Source organism: Cohnella hongkongensis (assembly GCF_042654645.1).
Lineage (GTDB): Bacteria > Bacillota > Bacilli > Paenibacillales > Paenibacillaceae > Cohnella > Cohnella hongkongensis.
In genome coordinates this window covers 139,910-158,739 of record NZ_JBHSEP010000001.1, presented here as the reverse complement: position 1 = coordinate 158,739, position 18,830 = coordinate 139,910, and the positions used below count along the sequence as shown (strand labels likewise).

The following is an 18,830-nucleotide window of genomic DNA, read 5'->3' as shown; positions in this document are numbered from 1 at the left end:
TCCGCGCGAAGACGGGGGCCTTGCTTTTATTTTCAATTGGCGGCGTTCCTGCTATCATACCAATTATAATCTGCTTCTGCTTGCTTGAAGGGAGCTACCTTAACCCCATGATCTTTCCTGGCTTATTAAGGCAGACCAGCATCAAGTACAAGCTGATCGCGATTTTCATTTTCTTCGTTCTGATTCCTTTTCTGCTATTGTCGCTTGTTTACGTCTACTACGCGCAAACGATTCTGAAGGAAAAGATTGTCGTGACGCACACGGAGATCACGAAGCAGATCGGACAAAACTTGAACGTCGTGTTCAAGGACATGGTCACGACCTCGCATGTCGTGCTCGCGAATAACGATATGGGCGAAGTATTGTCGAAAAACATTTACGACGATCCCGTCAACATTTTCGGCAACATTAAGATGCTCAACAATCTGTTCACCGAGATCATGTATTCGGTGTTGAACTACCCGAACAGCTTCGTCGCGATCAAGGATAGCTACGGGAATCTGCATATGAGCCAGAATGTGCCGCTCGGCGCCATCAAGGACAAGATCGCAGGTTTCATCGACCGCCATGCGAGCTGGCCGGAGGGCGCCAACACCAAGTGGTTGTCCGTCGAAGGCTTGAATTCCAGCAACCAGAATCCGTATGGCATCGGCCTGCTGATGATGCTGCCCTACGAGTCGATCGGTCACAGCAAGGGGACGATGCTGATCAGCGTTAACGAGATGAACCTCTACCGGATCTTGCAGTCCGCCAAGATAGATCCGGCCATCACGATCCGTATCGTGAATGAGCAGGGAAGCATCGTCACATCCACCGACCGCGCCGAGATCGGCCTCCCTTACCCGGATGCGGCTTCGCTGCAGTCGGTAGAGGCGGGCTCTGCCAGCTCCGAGTACAGCCGGGCGCACAGAGCGTTCGTCAACGCATATTCGCTGAGCAACGGCTGGAGACTGGTCCAGACGATTCCCCGCGAGGTGATCTATCGCGATATCGAGCGAAGCCGGACGCTGTTCATCTCGATTACCGGCGGGTTCCTTGCGCTGTTCGCCGCGCTGTCGGCGCTGCTGGTCGGGCGCATCACGAAGCCGATCATTCAACTGACGGAGGCGATGAAGGAGGTCCAAGGAGGCAACCTGAGCGTCTCCGTCAAGATCAGCGGCCGAGACGAGGTGGGGCAGCTTTCTAAGGTGTTCAATACAATGGTACTGCGCATGAACGAGTTGATCCGTCGGATCAACGAAGAGGAGCGGGACAAGCGCGAGGCGGAGCTCAAGATGCTGCGGTCGCAGATCAAGCCGCATTTCCTGTTCAACACGCTGAACTCGATCCGGTGGGTGGCCGACATCAATAAGGCGAAGCCCGTCAGCGATCTGATCGTATCGCTCGCCACGCTGCTCAAGAGCGGCATTCTGGGCAACAAGGAGTTCGTGCCGCTGGCGGAGGAGATCGACAATCTGCGGCACTATTGCAACATTCAGGCGATCCGCTACGGCGGGCTGTTTGAGGTCGAATACCGCGTATCCGAGGAGGCGGCGATGTGCCCGGTCATCAATCTGATCCTGCAGCCGATCATCGAGAACAGCTTGATTCACGGCTTCAACGGACTGAATCGAAGAGGGCGCATCGACGTTGAGGCATGGACGGAGGACGGCGCGCTGAAGATTCGTATCGTCGACAACGGCCAAGGGATGACGCCGGAGCAGCTCGCGTCGATCTTTACCCCGAAGGCGGAGGAGCAGGCGACGAAAATGAGGGGGATCGGGTTGCCGAACGTTCGCGAACGGCTGCGGCTGCATTATGGCGGCGGATTCCGGCTGACTATCGACAGCGCGCCGGGTCAAGGGACGGAGGTCGCGCTCGATTTGCCGAGTCGTTCTCAGCAAGGGGGAGCAGACGATGATTAAATTGTTTATTGCGGACGACGAGCTTCTGGTGCTTATGGGGATACGCGTCATCGCCGATTGGGAAGCAAACGGCATGGAGATCGTCGGGGAAGCGCGGGACGGCAAGTCGGCGCTCAGTCTCATCATGGAGACTGCGCCCGACGTCGTGATCACCGATCTGAATATGCCGGTTATGGACGGCATCGAGCTGATTAAGCGGCTGAAGCAGACCGGGTACCAGGGCCAGATTGTCGTTCTGAGCAATTATAACGAGCTGCAGATGGTAAAGGAAGCGATCAAGGCGGGAGCCGCGGATTATGTGCTGAAGGTGACGCTGAACGGGAACGAGCTGGTCGAGCTTGTGCGCTCGCTGGCGGGCGTGTCGGAGCGGACGGCAGGCGACGGAGAGCAGCTGCGCCGGAACAGTCTGGCGCTGGAGTGGCTGCACGGCGATATCGACGCGGCGGAGCTGCGAGCTCGCATCGAGCGGTTCCGGCTGCGAATCGGCGAGCGCAACCGGCTGATCGCCGCGTCCGCATTGCGCGGGGAACGGGGGGTGCCGGACGATGAGACGCTGCGGAACATACTGCTCGAGGTAGTTAACCGCAAGACGGCTGCGGAAGCGTTGACGCTGGGAGCCGGCCGCTGCCTGCTTGTGTTTCCGGTCGAGACCGGAGACGAGCCGGAGTCGGCACTGCGGGAGATCGGCGAGGACATTCGAATGCTGATCCGACGCTATTTAAATCTGGATATGCAGTTGATCTACCAGCAGCAACCCGTGGCGTGGGAGAGGATGGGGGAGGAGGTGCGGCATCTCGCGGTCGGCCTCGACTCCGAGTTTTACGAGCTGTGCCCGGGCGTGCGGCGGATGGACGAGATTGCGGTGACCCTTGATCTGGAGGAGGCGTTCTGGCATCTGAAGCAGCGGCTGCGGGACCAGTTGGAGCTCGGCGAGGACGTTTCGCCGCTGCTGGACGAGCTGTTCAGACATATCGAGGACAAGCGCTACGGCATGAAGGCGGTCAGGCAGATCGGGCGCAATCTGCATACATTGGCCGAGGAGGTTTTGAGAAGCGCGGGCGGGGAACTGGATGCGGCCGTAGATTCTGAAGCGGCGGACGGTTTCGACAGCGCCTCCGATTTTGCGGCGTATAGCAGTCGAATCGAGCAATTGTTCGAACGCGTTCATGCCGGTCTGGCCCAGCTTCGATCCGGCCGCAAGCGCGACGAGATTCGCAAGGCGATCGCATATATCAAGCAAAACTACCGCAGCAAAATCACGCTGGAAGATCTCTCGAACCACGTTAACCTGAACAAGAACTATTTCTCCACGCTCTTCAAGCAAGAGACCGATCTGTCTCCGGTCGAATACATCATTCAGTACAAGATGGAGAAGGCCAGAGAGCTGCTGCTGTCAGGACAGGCGAACGTCAGCGTAGTATCGCACGATCTGGGCTATGACGATCTTTCCTACTTCAGCCGGCTGTTCAAAAAGCACTTTGGAGTAAGCCCGGGCTCCATCGCCCGTAAAAGCTGAAGAGCGGCCGGTCATTGCCGGCCGCTCTTTTTCATGTGTACGCCCAGCATGGGCTTCATCAAATAGGGTAAGAGTCCCGAACGGGGGCTGGCGAACGCCTACCGTTCTTTTTTTGACAAATGAATTGACAAACGATCGTATCATGATATTATAATGTTATAACAGGTGGAGGTTGATCATTTCGCGAAAGGGGAGCTCATCTTGATTGATAAGAACAATCCGCTGTCATTATATCATCAACTGAAGCAAATTATCTCCAACAAAATTCAGGAAGGCGAATGGAAGGTCGGGGACAAGCTGCCATCCGAAGCCGAGTTATGCGATCTCTATCAGGTTAGCCGTATCACGGCAAGGCGCGCCCTATCCGAGCTCGAACATGAGGGCATGATCGAGAAGAAGACGGGCAAAGGTACTTTCGTTCGTTTTTCCGGCATTAACCAGGAACTGAATCGGTTCTACAGCTTTACGAACGAAGTGAAGCGGCGGGGATACACGCCATCCTCCAAGCAATTATCTCTTGAAAGGGTTTTCCCCGACAACGAGGTCAGACTGGCTTTGACCTTGCCCGAGGGCGAGCAGGTTTACTTGATCAAGCGGCTCCGGATGGCCGACAACGAAGCGATTGTCATTGACCGCTCTTACTTGCCGTGCCGGCTGTTTCCTGGGTTGGACCAATACGATTTCGGTCGGCGTTCCTTGTACGAGACGCTAAGCGAGGTCTACAATGTAGCCGCCAACATGGCCGAAGAGACGATCGATGCTGTCCTGATCAGCAAGGAAGAAGCGGATTTGCTCGATATTAAGAAAAACTCTCCGTGTCTGTTAATTAAGCGGATTGCTTATTTCGGCACGCTTCCGGTGGAGTTCAACTATCGGATCGTCAACCGCGATAAGTATAAATATAAAATCCAGTTGAAGTAACGCATGTAGATTTGAACTAGGGGGTGATGTACGCTCTACAAGCTCTGTTTTCAAGGGGGCGGAGCACGGTTTTAAAAGTTTGAAAAATCGGAATATTATGAAAAATCGGAGGAAAAGAGTATGCGTAAAATTGTTTTTTTTCTGCTTATCGTGGCAATGACGGCATTGACGGCTTGTTCAAGCGCAAATGAAAGCGGAAACAATGCGGGGTCTAAAGGAAGCCCGTCTGCGGAAACCGGCGGCGAAGCCGTAAACAAAAAGCTGCGAATCGGTTTTACGGTCGCCAATCTGGCGAATACGTATTTCGTCGACTTGTCGGAAGGCGTGAAGGCAAGGGCCAAAGAGCTCGGATACGACGTCACCGTTCATGACGGCAAAGGTGACGCGGTGCAGCAAGTCAACGCGATCGAAAACTTCATTACGCAGAAGCTGGACGTCATCGTCATCAGCCCGGTTGACGACAAGGCTTTGGAGCCGGTAGTCAAGAAAGCCAAAGAAGCCGGCATCACCGTCATCAGCTCCAACCAGAACGTAGCCGGCTCCGATGCATTCCTTACCGTGCCGGAGTATGAATATGGAATGGCGATCGGAGAAGAGGCGGGTAAATGGATTGCCGACAAATTGGGCGGCACGGCGGAAGTCGCTATTATCGATTACCCGGAATTGAAAGTGATCATCGAACGGGCCAACGGAATTAAGGACGGCATTCTGAAGCATGCGCCGGATGCCAAAATCGTGGCCAATCAGTCGGCGAACACGGTTGAGAAAGGAATGCGGGCAATGGAAACGATTCTCCAGGCTCATCCGAACGTCAAAGTCGTCGCAGCCGTTAACGATGCCGGTGCGCTCGGCGTTTACGAAGTCGTGAAAGCCGCTAAGAAAGATACGCCGGACTTCTTTATCGGCGGGCTGGACGCTACTCAGGAAGCACTCAAGAAGATCAAGGAGGACGGGATTTACCGCGCGACTATCGACATCGCTCCGGTTGGAATGGGGCGGCAGATTGTAGATACGGCGGTGAAAGTCATCGCGGACGGCCCGATTGCCGAACCGATCGCGGTGAATATGATTCCCGTAACGCTTAGCAACGTGGACGAATTTATCCAGTAAGAAATACGATTCTATCCGCAGACCTTTCTCCCTGGACGTTGTGCGGCGAAGACGGGAGAGAGGGTCTGCGGGAGATAAAGGAGGCCGGCCGGGATGGGCGAACCCCTATTAGCTCTTCGGGACATTAGCAAATATTACCCTGGCGTTAAGGCGCTGGACGGCGTTTCAATCGATTTTCGGCCAGGAGAGGTGCATTCGATCGTAGGCGAGAACGGCGCGGGCAAATCGACGCTGATCAAGACGATCACCGGCGCCATCGAGCCGACTTCGGGCAGCATTAGGTACAACGGCGTTGAGATGAGCGGCATGAATCCGATCTATGCTTTAAAGGAAGGAATCAGCGCGATCTATCAGGAATTCAACCTGATTCCGAGTCTGACGGTAGCTGAAAATATTTTCTACGGCAGAGAGCTTGGCGGCAGGTTCATGATCGATAGACGCGAGATGAACGCCCGGTCGTCGCAAATTTTAAGTCAACTCGGCGTGAACGTGCGGCCGCAAAGCCTGGTTAAAGATTTGAGCGTCGGCTTTCAGCAAATCGTAGAAATCGCCAAAGCGATATCCGGCAACGCCAAAGTGTTGATTATGGACGAGCCTACCGCCCCGCTGACGAGCAGCGAAGTCGAGAAGCTGTACGATATCGTCGACAAGCTGAAGCGGCAGGGGATGACGATTATTTACATTTCCCACAAATTCGAGGAAATCTTCCGCCTCTCCGACCGGATTACGGTCATGAGAGACGGCAAATATATTCGAACACTGCAGTGCGAAGACACGAACCGATCCGAACTGGTCGGCTTGATGGTCGGACGGGCGTTGGGACAGCATTATCCGCCCAAAGCCTCCCGGACGGGACCCCCGGTGCTGGAGGTCAAGGGTCTCTCAAACCCTCAGGTCAACAACGTATCCATCACCCTGAGAGAAGGAGAAATACTGGGCATCGCCGGCCTGGTCGGCGCCGGAAGAACGGAGCTGGTTCGCGCCATATTCGGCGTCGATCCGATCTTCGCCGGCGAGGTGCTAATCAGAGGGAAACGCGTAAAGATCCGTCATCCGATGGACGCCATCGGCTACAAGATGGGGCTCATTCCGGAGGACAGAAAACAGCATGGCGCGCTGTTGAACATGGACGTGAAGTTTAACGTCTCGTACGCTTCGCTCGATAAAATCTCCTCCTTCGGTTTTCTTCATAAGAAGAAGGAGAAAAACCTGGCCACGGATTATATCGCGGCATTGGCGATCAAGACGCCCGGGGAACTGCAGGCGGTCAAAAACTTGAGCGGCGGCAACCAGCAGAAGGTCGTTCTGGCCAAATGGCTGGCGACACAGTGCGATATTCTGATCTTCGACGAGCCTACTCGAGGCATCGACGTCGGAGCGAAGCAGGAGATCTACACCCTGATGCGAAAGCTGATCGGCGAGAACAAGTCGATTATTATGATTTCTTCCGAAATGCCGGAGCTGATCGGGATGTCCGACCGGGTGCTGGTCATGAAGGAAGGGGCGCTAACCGGAGAGGTTGCAGGCGATGAAATGACGCAGGAACGCATTCTGACGATGGCTACGGAATAACAGTCGTCGTTCTTATCCCAAATGTAGAGCGGAGGTCAACCCGTGCCGATAAGAGCCATACTCGTAAAATACGGAATTTACATTGTGCTGCTGCTTCTCGTCCTCTTTTTCTCGGTCGCCTCGGATGCTTTTTTGTCCGTAGATAACCTGTTGAACATTTTAAGACAAGTATCGATAGTCGGAATCGTGGCCGTAGGCATGACGTTCGTGATTTTGACGGCGGGCATCGACTTGTCCATCGGTTCGATTATCGGCGTTTCCGCCGTATTGGCCGCAAAACTGATGCTGTTCGGCGTCCATCCGGCGCTGGCGTTCGTGCTGACGCTCGTTGCCGGTATCGTGATCGGTCTCGTCAACACGTACTTTATCCACGAGATTCAAATTCCGGCGCTGATCGTGACGCTGGCGACTTTAACGGCGCTAAGAGGGATCGCCTACATTATTACCGGAGGGTTGCCCGTATATGGCTTGCCGGAAGGCTATTCGTTCATCGGACAAGGTTATGTAATGGGGATTCCCGTTCCCGTCATCCTCATGCTTTCTTGCTTCGCCGTCGGATACTTCGTTCTGGAGAAGACGCGTTTCGGCAGGTACGTCTACGGAGTCGGCAGCAACGAGGAAGCTTCCCGTCTGTCCGGAGTTAACGTTCGCAAAATCAAATACATCGCTTACTGTCTAAGCGGCTTCCTAAGCGCGCTTGCCGGACTGGTGCTGCTCTCAAGGGTAAACAGCGGCCAGCCTACGGCGGGAACTGGCTACGAGCTTGACGTCATTATCGGCGTCGTGCTGGGAGGCGTCAGCATGAACGGGGGCGAAGGCCGGATCAGCGGCGTCATTACCGGTATTTTGATTATGGGCGTGCTCACGAACGGCATGATTCTGCTTAACATCAGCGAATATTACCAGCTTGTCGTCAAAGGAGCCGTGCTGCTGTTGGCCGTAAGTCTGGATTACGTATCGAAAAAACGGAGGGTTAAAGTTGCGCATACATGAACTTAAACGGGGATTATTCGTATCTTGTCAGGCACAACCGGACGAGCCGCTGTTCGGATCGGAATATATGGCTAGAATGGCAGTGGCGGCGGAGATGGGCGGCGCGGTAGGCGTACGCGTCAACACGATTCCGGACATCGTCGCGGTTAAGAAAGCGGTCGCGATTCCGGTCATCGGCATCATCAAGCAGGAGTATCCGAATTGTTATCCCTATATAACGCCGACAATGAAGGAAGTCAGAGAGGTTGCGGCAACGGGAGCCGAGATCGTGGCGATCGACGCGAGCAAGCTGACCAAACCGGACGGCAAAACAACGGAGCAATTCATTCACGATATCAAAAGCGAACTGGATATTCTGGTTATGGCGGATGTGTCGACGCTTGAAGAAGGCATCGCAGCCTGGAAAGCCGGCGCGGATCTGATTTCCTCAACGTTGTGCGGGTATACGCCTTACACGCGGAAGGAATCGAACGTGCCGATCGAGCTGCAGGAGCCTAATCTCGAAATTATCGCGGCGCTGGCCGATAAGATCGAAGCTCCGATTGTCGCGGAAGGGCGTTTCTGGGACTATCGCAATGCGGTTAAAGCGCTCGAGAATGGCGCCCATTCCGTGGTAATCGGGGCGGGCATTACGAGACCGCAGATCATTACTTTGAAAAACGTAACGCAGATCAACGCGTATTTGCAGACGGTCTAAGTCTAAGCGATTGAAGACGAGGTGAGGGCAATGATCGCACTTGGAATAGATATCGGGGGAACGAAAATAGCCGGCGGAATCGTCGACGATAACGGATCGCTGCTTGACGTCGAATATCGGGCGACGGATGCTTCCAAAGGGAAAGACTACGTTTTGGCAGGAATAGATGGGCTGATTACCGAGCTGCGCAGCCGCTGCAAGCCGGATGTGGTCGGTATTGGCAGCGCGGGGCGAATCGACGTGGATTCGGGCAGCGTCTATTACGCCACATCGAATCTTCCGAATTGGACTGGTCTGAATTTGAAGCAATATATCGAGGACAGGCACGGCATTCCAACGATCGTCGATAACGACGTCAACACGGCCGGCATCGGAGAAATGTGGCTGGGAGCGGGGAAAAACGAACAATCGGCAGTGTGCGTGACGCTTGGCACCGGGATTGCGGCAGCGGTATTCGTCGACGGGAAAATCGTCAGGGGCGGCCGTTGGAGCGCCGGAGAGATCGGCCATATGATTTTGTATCCCGGCGGCAGGCCGTGCAATTGCGGACAGCATGGCTGCTTCGAGCAGTACTGCTCGGGAACCGCGCTTTATCGAAGCTACAACGAGCGCCGAGGCGAGGAAGCGATCGCGTCGGGCAGACAGTTCTTCGAATTGCTGACAGCCGGCGACGCTGTCGCCCGCGATACGCTCAACGCCTTCGTATCCGATTTGGCCGTGGCGTTCATCAGCTTGGCGAACGTGTACGACCCGGACCTGTTCATCGTTGGCGGCGGGCTGATCGACACCAAAGAATGGTGGTGGGGGAGGCTTGAAAAGCACATTCGCGAACAGGCCAACCCGGCCGTGGCCAGCATGAAGCTCGTTCCCGCAGCCTTCAAAAACCAAGCCGGCATGCTCGGCGCGGCCAAGCTAGGCTTCGAGCATTTGGCTGGCCGGTAAGCATCGGAGCAAGCCGCATATGGACGAAAAAACACTTCCGTTTGGGAGTGTTTTTTTCTCTTCGCAAGGGCAGAGCTCCAATGGATAGCGGCGCATCGTCATTGGCAACGGGAATGCCAATTACGATACGGTCATTTTACTCGAGGCACGAAGCCGATAGAAAGCTATACATAATTCAAGCACGGCCAACGCATGGAAGAATGCCGCCGGACACGACGATCACCTAATCGATTCTGAAAATAATAAAGGCCGCTCTGAAAATAATCCAAGTCTCAGCGGACGGTGTCCGTCGCTGCCGAAGCGGGTTCGCGGATGCATGAAAAAGTGACGAATATTATCCAATATCCGCTGCCGTTTTCTCAATATCGGGGGAGACGGCAACGCCTTATAATGAAAGAGCAACAGGAAGCGCTTTCAAATAAAAGGGAGGACGAACAGATGAAAAAATGGTTGACCTCGACGCTCGTGCTGGCGACGGCCGCATCGATGCTGGCCGCATGCGGCGGCAACAAGGACAATTCGGGAGCTGCGTCTCCCGCGGAGAGCGGGTCCGCGGCGGCATCTCCGAGCGCCGGAGCGAGCGCGCAGACGACGCCGGTCGAACTGACGCTGTGGGTGAATACGAAGGACGAGAGCGCGTTCGACAAAAACCTGCGCAGCGAATTTATGGCGGAGCATCCCGATATCAAGCTGAACGTCATCGACAAGAGCGGGGATACGAACACGGAATATGCCATCGCTTATGCCGCAGGCGTCGCGCCCGATGTGATCGACATCTCCGGGCCGATGTTCAAGAAGTATATCCAGAAGGGGTACTTCGCGCCGCTCGACGACTTCATCGCGAATTGGCCGGAGAAGGACAAGCACACCGACGTGTTCAAGGAGATCGGCATCAAGGACGGCACCACCTACGGACTCGTCACCTTCCTCGGCCCGATGATGTTCGGCTACAATAAGGCGCTGTTCAGCCAGGCGAACCTGCAGCCGCCGAAGACATGGGACGAGATGATCGACGCTGCCGTGAAGCTGACGGATCGCAGCAAAAATCAGTACGGCTACTCGATGCTCGCTAACGACTGGCTCGACTGGTTTTTCCAATTCTACGTCTGGCAGGCCGGCGGCGATCTGACGAGCGTGAAGGATGACGGCACGATCGAGCTGCAGTTCACTTCGCCTGCCGTCGTCAAGGCGCTGGAGCTGTATAGAGACCTGAAGTGGAAGGATCAAGTCGTACAGAGCGATATTACGCTCGACTTCAACGGCATGGTGCAGGAGTTCGCCACCGGCAAGTCCGCGATGATGATTTTTGCTCCGGACTGGGTGCCGATGGTCGCATCGCTGGGGATGAAGGTCGAGGATCTGGGCATCGTCCCGATGCCGATAGGCCCGAGCGGCAAGCCGGTTACGTCGACCGGCGTGGCGCTGACCGCGATCACGGGCAACATCAGCAAGGAGAAGCAGCAGGCGGCATGGGAGTGGATCGAGTATCGTTACGGCCGAGATACGATCACAAGCAAGCTGCAGGACCAGGAGAAGAAAGGGATTGTGCCGCCGCAAATCATGATCTACAAGGATATGAAGCAGAGCGATATCGTGACGCTCGACCCGGCATGGGAGGAAGCGCTGAACGAGGGCGTCTCCACCGGACGCGACGAGTACGAGGGCAAGGCCGTGCTGACCAAGTATGTCGTCGCCGCTGTCCAGAAGGTGCTGGTCGATAAAAACGCCGATATCATGGCCGAGCTGCAAAAGCAGCAGGATCTGGCGCAGAAGGAAGCGGTCGACAAATACAACGCGGACGTTCTCGCAGGCAAGTAAGCAGCTGGAACCTATAGAAAAAAAGGCGAAAATATAGGCGGGAGGCTTCGCGCTTCCCCTTATATTTTCATCCCGGCTAAAGGAGTGGAGCGCAGATGCAAATGAAACGATGGATTCGCCCGTGGCTGTTTATCGCCCCCGCGCTGCTGTCCATTACACTGCTGAAATATTACCCGATCGCGCAAGCGTTCTACATGTCTCTTCATGAATATGATCTCGTGCGCCCGCCAGGCCGCTTCGTCGGCTTCGGCAATTACAAGTCGCTGCTGGATATCGGCTTTTTCTGGACCTCCTGGCGCAATACGTTTGTTTATCTTGTTCTGACCTTGCTGCTTGCGTTTGTTCCTCCGATTATTCAGGCTGTGTTTTTGAATGAGATCAAACGCTTCGGCAGACTGTTCCGATCGATTTACATTTTGCCGGTCGTCATCCCTCTGTCCGTGACGGTAATTTTGTGGAAATGGATATGGCATCCGGACTACGGATTGGCTAACTTGATTACCCGTTTTGTGGGGCTCGGCGAGTACAGCTGGCTGAACGATCTTCACCTGGCGAAATTCGCGCTGATCTTTCCCGGCTTCCTCGGCGGAGGGATTGCGGTCTTCATTTATCTGGCAGCCATTCAAGGCATACCGGAGGAGATCTTCGAGGCGGCTACACTGGATGGAGCGGGCAAGTGGCGGCAGTTGATGCGCATCACGCTGCCGAATATTTCGTTCGTGATCGCCATTCAACTGATTTTCACGGTGATCGGCGTCCTGCAGATTCTCGATCTTCCGTTCCAGATGACGCATGGCGGGCCGGTTAATTCGACCTTATCGGTGGCGCTTGGAATTTATGAATATGCGGAGAAAAATATGGATTATGGAGCGGCGACGGCATCCTCCTTTATGCTCATGTTCGTCATCTTGCTCATCACAGTCGTTCAACTCTTGCTGAGCAAAGAAGACACCAATTGAGGAGAGGATGAGGACATTGTTCAAACGTATCGCTTCCGGCAACTGCATGTTTACGGTCGTCTCCTACGTGCTGACCGTCGTTTGGTGCGGGCTGCTTCTCGTGCCGCTGCTCTTTTTATTCTCCTCGTCCATGAAGGACGATTTGCAAATTTACGAGACGCCGCCGAAGCTTCTGCCGTCGCCGCCCAAGTCGATCGGCATCGTGCTCGATTATACGAAGGTCGCCGAGCAGGGCGAGGCGGCGCTGCAGGAGGCACTGTGGCGGGACTCAACGCTGGCGCTCTACTCTACGGTTTATGAGATCAACAAAAGCGGCGTGTTTGGGGTTGACTTTTACGGTACGGTCGGAGATCGCGTCATCTACAAATCCTCTTCCGGCAAGAGCGATTTACAGATGAATCTGACGTACTTGATCTACGATAAAGCCCAGGTAAACCGGGCGAATCTGCTGGAGAAATACAAGCAGTCGGTGGAAAATGTCGGGTATCGGTTCGATCCGCAAGGGCTCTCCGCGTCGTTCGATCGCTCGCGCCTTGGCGACAACGAGTTCGACGGCCAGATCGGCGATTATCTCGCCAATAAATACAATGTTGAGGGCGTCTACAAGGGCAGCGTTGTGCGGGAGAGCTACTGGTTCGCTTTGAAAAACTTTGCGGGCTATTGGAAGCTGCCCCAGGTGCTGTTCGCCGAAGAGGAGATGATTGCCAAGTTCAGCTTCCTATGGTTTGGAGCGAATACGCTGCTCGTGATCGTCTTCGCGATCGCGGCGCAGGTGACGATCGATTCGCTGGCGGCCTTCGCCCTGTCCCGGCTGTTCGGCAGGCGGATGGCGAAGCTGCTGCTGCTCTATATTTTGGCGGCGACCATGATTCCGTTCGTAGCCTACATGATTCCGATGTACGTGATGTTCCAGCGCTGGGGCTTAAGCGATTCCTATTGGGGCATGCTGGTGCCGCATTTGACTGCGGCCGGATTTTTCGTCTATTTGTACAAGGGCTTCTTTGACAAGCTGCCGGGTGAATTGTTTGAGGCCGCGCGCGTCGACGGCGCCTCGGAGATGCGTGTCTACTTCAGCATTCTGATGCGGCTGTCCCAGCCGGTGACGGCGGTCGTCGCGATTACGACGATGCTCGGCGTGTGGAACGACTTTTTCTGGCCGTTCCTGATCGTCAAGAAGGCCGAGCTGTGGCCGCTTAACGTCGCCCTGTACAATCTGTCGCTCAACGCGAACATCAAGCAGAACTTCCTGATGGGCATGGCGGCGCTCTCTCTCATCCCGCTGCTGATCGTGGTCGCGGCGTTCAGCGACAGCTTGCGCAAGGGCATGGTATTCTCCGGCATTAAAGGATAACGACAACAGAGCGGAAGGTGACAGCGGTTGACACAAGTTCAGGTTTACCGGGAGCGGCTCACGCTCCCTACCTACGAAGTGTTGAAGGAGGATATCAATCCGTTCTTCGACAAATATTTGGACCCTTACCCGTACACGCAGCAAAACCATTTTTCGCAGGAAAAAAGGGACCGGACGTATGACGCCGTCGTTGTGGAAAACGAATATTTCAAGCTGACGGTGCTCCCGGCGTTCGGCGGGCGGCTCTACAGCGCTTACGACAAGCGCGCGCAGCGCGAGATGTTCTACCGTAATGACGTCATTCGGCCGCGCATGGTCGGGACGCGCGGCGCCTGGATCTCCGGAGGCATCGAATTCAATTTTCCGATCTCGCACGCTCCGCATACGTCGGACCGGGTCAATGTCGATACGAGGCAGTACGAGGACGGCAGCGCGTCCGTCGTCTTCGGCAGCATCGAGCAGCTCTCGTCGATGAATTGGAAGGTCGAGCTTCGGCTGTACCCCGGCGTGGCGAGCATCGAGCAAAAGGTGAAGCTGTACAATCCGACCCGGCTGGAGCAGCGCTACTACTTTTGGACGAACGCGGCAGTCGATTACCATCCGCATCTGCGCCTCGTCTATCCGTTCGAATGGGGCGTCAACAATATCTCGGCGAGCTATGAAAATTGGCCGATGTTCGACGGGTACGACTGCACGGTCGCCGGGCAAATGCCGTATGCGTTCGAGACGTTCGGCAAGCTGCCGATGCATAACTTCTTCGGCGTTTACGACGGGTTGGCGAAATACGGCGTCGTGCATTATGCCGATCGCAAGAAGCTGAAGGGCGCCAAGTTTTTTACCTGGGGCACCGATGCGTATGCCGAAGCATGGAATCGCTCGCTCACGGAGGACGATTCCGCCTATATCGAGATTCAGAGCGGCCCGTTCGAGAGCCAGACGGTCTACAAATTCTTGAAGCCCCATCAGACCGTCCAATGGAGCGAATACTGGTATGCGATTCCGGAGCTGGGCGACCTGCATTATGCCGAGCGGGAGGCGGCGGTCCGCTTCGAGTTCAACGATCGCTCGCTCGTCATCCACTGCTCTGCAGTCCGGCGCCTGGACGCCTGCGAGCTGGCGCTTACAGTCGGCGGACAGACGTACCGGCAGCGGCTAGATCTGACGCCGGAGCGTACTGCAGCGGCGAGCTTCGCGCTGCCGGAGCTGGCGGATCGGGCGGAGAAGTATCGGTTCCGCCTGGAGATTCGGCACTGCGGGCGGACGCTGCTCGCGATGAGCGGGCGGGACGAGCGGATGTCGGAGCCGCCGGATATTCATCTGTTCGAGGACGTGCGCGTCGTGCGCCGGCCCGAGAGTGAAGGCGCCTCGGCTCTGGACCGGGCGCAGTACCAGGAATCGTTCGGCCTGCTCGAAGAGGCAGCCGGGTATTACGAGGCGCATCTGCGAGACTATCCGCGCTGCACGGTGTCTCTCGTCCGGTTGGGCCAAATCAGACTGAAGCAGCAGCGGCCCGTCGAGGCGATCCGGCTGCTGCAGGAGGCGCTGCGCTGCGACAATCGCAATGCGAAGGCCCGGTTCCTGCTTGGCGCAGCCGAACAGATGACAGGTCGGACGCTCATAGCCAGAAAGCTGTTCGAGGACATCGCGGCGGACGCCGATTATTATGACGGTTCGCTCATCGAGTGGGTCAAGACGGACATCGCGCTCGGCCACTGGCATGAAGCGCTCGTCCATATCGACAGCGCCGGCTTCGACAGCCCCTATCTAGACCTGCTTAGGCGAATTTGCGAGCGGCGGCTGGGCGTTCCGGCGACAGCGCCGTCGGACGAAGCGGCGGTCCCGACACTGCTGAGCGAGTACGGCTATGCGGAGCGCTGGCTGGCCTCCGATTCCGAGGAAGATCGGGCCAAGCTGGCGGACTACGCCGGAGGCGACGAGCGGGTGCTCCTTCCGATCGCGCTTTTCTACGCGGAGCTGGGCATGCGGGACGACGCGCTGAAAGTGCTGGATCAGGCCCGCGATGCCGGGCTGCGCAGCGGTCTTGCAAGGCTGATGCTGACTTGGCCGTCCGGATTCGGCGACGAGCCGCCCGCGGATGCCGCACAGCGGATCGAGGAGGCGCTGCGGCATTCGCTCGATTACGCGTTCTTGAACGAGGCGCCGGTCGCCGCGTTTCTGGAGCAAATCCGCGAGCTGGACACGAGCGGGCGTTTGGACTATGTGCTGAGCGTCTACTATTACGCTATCGAGCGTCGGGAGGACGCGCTGGCTCTCTCGTTATCCGCCTATGGCAAAGGGCTGCGCTACACCGTGCTGCTCCGCAATCTCGGATACATGTACTTGAAAAATCGCAAGGAACCTGCAGTCGCCGCCGCGTATTTGGAAGAGGATGCGCGGACGAACGGCGGCGGCAACACGGATACGCTGCTGCTGCTCGACCAGATCTACAGGGAAAGGGGAGAGCTGGACAAGCGGGAGGCGCTGATCTCGCTGATGGAAGCAGCGGACAATCGCGCCAAAGTACTTGTGCAGCTTACAGAAATTTATTTGGCTCTCGGACAATACGAGGCTGCTTACGGGATTCTATCCACCGAGGAATTCGAGAATGGAGAAGGCACCGAATTCAGCGGTCCTTGTTGGAGGGAGGCGACGCTCGGATTGGCCCGTCAGGCGCTGAACGCCGGAGACTGGGCGGCGGCCAAGCATTGGGCGGATCGCGTGGAGCAATATCCGTCCAGGCTCAATTACGGCGATTCCGTTCGCTTCTCGTTCGCATCGGTGCGGTTCCGTCGGGGGGTAATCTATGCCAGTATCGGAGAGGAAGCGGCCGCGATAGAGCAATTTCGGCTGGGGGCCGCAGAGCTGCAGACGAGCACCCGTATAGCTGGCGAATCGGACCGGCAGGCCGCTCGCGCTTGTCTGGAGCAGCTCGCGGCACGATTTCTCGTCTGAGCCGCAGTACGAACGGTTTAGAGTCCTCTCGACCGCACCATATTCACAATGAGCAAGCTCTTGAATTTGTCCTTATGACGGTTCGGGAGCTTTTTCGTTTGAAGGTCGTTATAGGCGTTTAATGTGAGTCCTAAATGGCATTCCCCTTCTTCGTCTGCCGATCTCTTTCCATCTATTAACGATTATGGTAGTATGGGCACTGTTATATCCCAAAATTAGTTATAGAAAGGAGGAACCTGCGATTGCCGGCGACGATTAAGGATATTGCCAAAAAAGTAGGCGTCAATGTTTCCACGGTCTCGAGAGTTCTGAACAATAGAGGCTACATTAGCGACAGCTTGCGCGAGAAGATCGAGCGGGCGATGATTGAGCTGAATTATCAGCCGAATGAAGTCGCCAGAACGCTGTTCCGCAAAAAAAGCAACATGATCGGCATTATCATTCCGACCGTTGCCCATCCTTTTTTTGCCGAATTGTGCAGTCACCTGGAGGATTATGCTTACAGGCACCAATACAAAGTCGTGCTGTGCAATTCCCAGCATGATAGAGACAAAGAACTAATGTATTTGAATTACTTGAAGGCGAACCAGGTCGAAGGAATTCTGATGGGCAGCCAGACGATCAATGTCGCAGAGTTTTCCAAAATCGCGCTGCCGCTCGTCACGTTCGATCGGGCGATCAGCGACCAAATTCCTTATGTCAGCTCCGATAACTATGAGGGCGGACGCATGGCTACCGAGCTGCTGATCGAGAAGGGCTGCCGAAAAATCGCGATGATTACGGGCAGTCTCAAGCTGCCTATGCTCTCCAATAGACGGCACGATGCCTTTGTGGAGGCAGCAAAGAAGCATGGAATTTGGTATACGGTCCTGGAAACGGACGATTACGGCTTTAATCCCGACAATTACGAAGGGATTATTATGGAGCTGTTCTCCAAGTATCCGGATATCGACGGCATCTTTGCCAGCAGCGACGTGATTGCGGCGCATATTCTGAAAATCTGCCATCAGCTTAACAAAAAGGTGCCCTCGCAAATTAAAGTTGTCGGCTACGACGGCATTGCTTTCTCGGAAGCGACCGCGCCGCCGTTGTCGACGGTCAGGCAGCCGATCCGCGAAATCGCCGAGCTGGCCTTCGATCTGCTGATGAAGCAGATCAATCATGAGCCGGTGGAATGCGTTAATATTTTGCCGAATGAGTTGAAGATCAGACAAACCACTTAGTGAACATAGAATGGGGAAATGACAAATGAATAAAAAGCTTCTTAGGCGCGTTCCTTTCCGCAATATCGCGAATTTTCGGGATTTGGGCGGCTACCCGACGGAAGAGGGAGGGGTGACGCGTTACGGCGTATTTTATCGCTCGGGCAATTTGCATCGAGCGACGCAGGAAGAAGTGGAGTTTCTGAAGGAGCTTGGCGTCCGAACGGTCTTTGATTTAAGATACGAGACCGAGTACAAGCAAATGCCGGATGCCGATCTCGGCGACGGCGCGGTGAGCCATTCGATCTCTCTCTTCAGCAAGCTGGCGCCTGAGCAACTGGCCGTTAATCATGGCGAGAAGGATACGCAATCTCTCGTCAACATGTATATCCAGGTGCTGAGCGAATGCTCGGACAAGCTGCGCGAGCTGTTCGAGGCGATCGCCGAGATGAAGGAAGGCGCGGGACTGATTCATTGCGCCGTTGGCAAGGATCGCACGGGGATCGCCGTCATGTTCCTGCTTGCGCTTGCCGGCGTTGAAGAAGCGGACATTGTCGCCGATTATGAGGTGAGCCGCACCTATATTGCCAACTTTTCCGATGATTTGACCGGATCTCATTACAGCAATATGCACCAGTTTCTCGCTTATATCCGCGAAACTTACGGTTCCCCAACTGCATATTTGGAATCGATTGGAATTGAAAAGCAGAAGCTGGATTTCATCCGGAACAGATTCGTAGAAAACGCTTAATTTTAATATGTCAACCGATTGACATATGGAAATATTTGCTTTATAACTATTTTGTGAGTGTAAATCCGGTTCAGCTTTGCTTGATATGCAAACCGGTTTGCATATCCCGGATGCACTCGAAAGCGAAATACATTTCAACAGG

General features: G+C 55.4%; 14 protein-coding genes. All 14 read left to right on the top strand.

Going from position 1 to position 18,830, the window contains the following annotated elements:
• Nucleotides 1-107 precede the first annotated feature (107 nt).
• The 14 genes from ACFO3S_RS00690 to ACFO3S_RS00625 all read left to right on the top strand — a co-directional run bounded on the left by ACFO3S_RS00690 (nt 108) and on the right by ACFO3S_RS00625 (nt 18,688).
• Nucleotides 108-1,904: a sensor histidine kinase gene (locus ACFO3S_RS00690; protein ID WP_378091182.1), complete on the top strand. Its 1,797-nt coding sequence runs from the start codon at nt 108-110 to the stop codon at nt 1,902-1,904.
• On the top strand, nt 1,897-3,420 hold the full coding sequence (locus ACFO3S_RS00685) for a response regulator (protein ID WP_378091180.1): 1,524 nt from the start codon (nt 1,897-1,899) through the stop codon (nt 3,418-3,420). Before ACFO3S_RS00690 ends, ACFO3S_RS00685 begins: the two co-directional genes overlap by 8 nt.
• Before the next feature lie 201 nt (nt 3,421-3,621).
• Nucleotides 3,622-4,341, top strand: coding sequence for a GntR family transcriptional regulator (locus ACFO3S_RS00680; protein WP_378091178.1), 720 nt, complete (start codon nt 3,622-3,624; stop codon nt 4,339-4,341).
• A gap of 120 nt (nt 4,342-4,461) precedes the next feature.
• Nucleotides 4,462-5,451, top strand: a complete 990-nt coding sequence (locus tag ACFO3S_RS00675; protein ID WP_378091175.1) for a sugar ABC transporter substrate-binding protein — start codon at nt 4,462-4,464, stop codon at nt 5,449-5,451.
• Between the two features lie 93 nt (nt 5,452-5,544).
• Entirely contained in the window at nt 5,545-7,023 is a 1,479-nt protein-coding gene (locus ACFO3S_RS00670; protein WP_378091173.1) for a sugar ABC transporter ATP-binding protein, read from the top strand.
• A 42-nt stretch (nt 7,024-7,065) separates the two neighbouring features.
• A complete protein-coding gene (locus ACFO3S_RS00665; protein WP_378091170.1) occupies nt 7,066-8,016 on the top strand; it encodes an ABC transporter permease in 951 nt (316 codons plus the stop codon).
• On the top strand, nt 8,003-8,713 hold the full coding sequence (locus ACFO3S_RS00660; protein WP_378091168.1) for an N-acetylmannosamine-6-phosphate 2-epimerase: 711 nt from the start codon (nt 8,003-8,005) through the stop codon (nt 8,711-8,713). The genes ACFO3S_RS00665 and ACFO3S_RS00660 overlap by 14 nt, the downstream gene beginning before the upstream one ends.
• 30 nt (nt 8,714-8,743) lie before the next feature.
• A complete protein-coding gene (locus tag ACFO3S_RS00655; protein ID WP_378091166.1) occupies nt 8,744-9,655 on the top strand; it encodes an ROK family protein in 912 nt (303 codons plus the stop codon).
• 438 nt (nt 9,656-10,093) lie between these two features.
• On the top strand, nt 10,094-11,473 hold the full coding sequence (locus tag ACFO3S_RS00650) for an extracellular solute-binding protein (RefSeq protein WP_378091164.1): 1,380 nt from the start codon (nt 10,094-10,096) through the stop codon (nt 11,471-11,473).
• Between the two features lie 95 nt (nt 11,474-11,568).
• Nucleotides 11,569-12,432 carry a carbohydrate ABC transporter permease gene (locus ACFO3S_RS00645; protein WP_378091161.1) on the top strand — a complete coding sequence of 288 codons (864 nt, stop codon included), beginning with the start codon at nt 11,569-11,571 and terminating at the stop codon, nt 12,430-12,432.
• A gap of 16 nt (nt 12,433-12,448) precedes the next feature.
• Nucleotides 12,449-13,783, top strand: a complete 1,335-nt coding sequence (locus ACFO3S_RS00640; protein ID WP_378091159.1) for a carbohydrate ABC transporter permease — start codon at nt 12,449-12,451, stop codon at nt 13,781-13,783.
• A gap of 27 nt (nt 13,784-13,810) precedes the next feature.
• Nucleotides 13,811-16,735: a DUF5107 domain-containing protein gene (locus ACFO3S_RS00635; protein ID WP_378091157.1), complete on the top strand. Its 2,925-nt coding sequence runs from the start codon at nt 13,811-13,813 to the stop codon at nt 16,733-16,735.
• 242 nt (nt 16,736-16,977) lie between these two features.
• Nucleotides 16,978-17,958, top strand: coding sequence for a LacI family DNA-binding transcriptional regulator (locus ACFO3S_RS00630; protein ID WP_378091155.1), 981 nt, complete (start codon nt 16,978-16,980; stop codon nt 17,956-17,958).
• A 25-nt stretch (nt 17,959-17,983) separates the two neighbouring features.
• Complete coding sequence (locus ACFO3S_RS00625) at nt 17,984-18,688, top strand: tyrosine-protein phosphatase (RefSeq protein WP_378091151.1); 705 nt, start codon at nt 17,984-17,986, stop codon at nt 18,686-18,688.
• Nucleotides 18,689-18,830 lie beyond the last annotated feature (142 nt).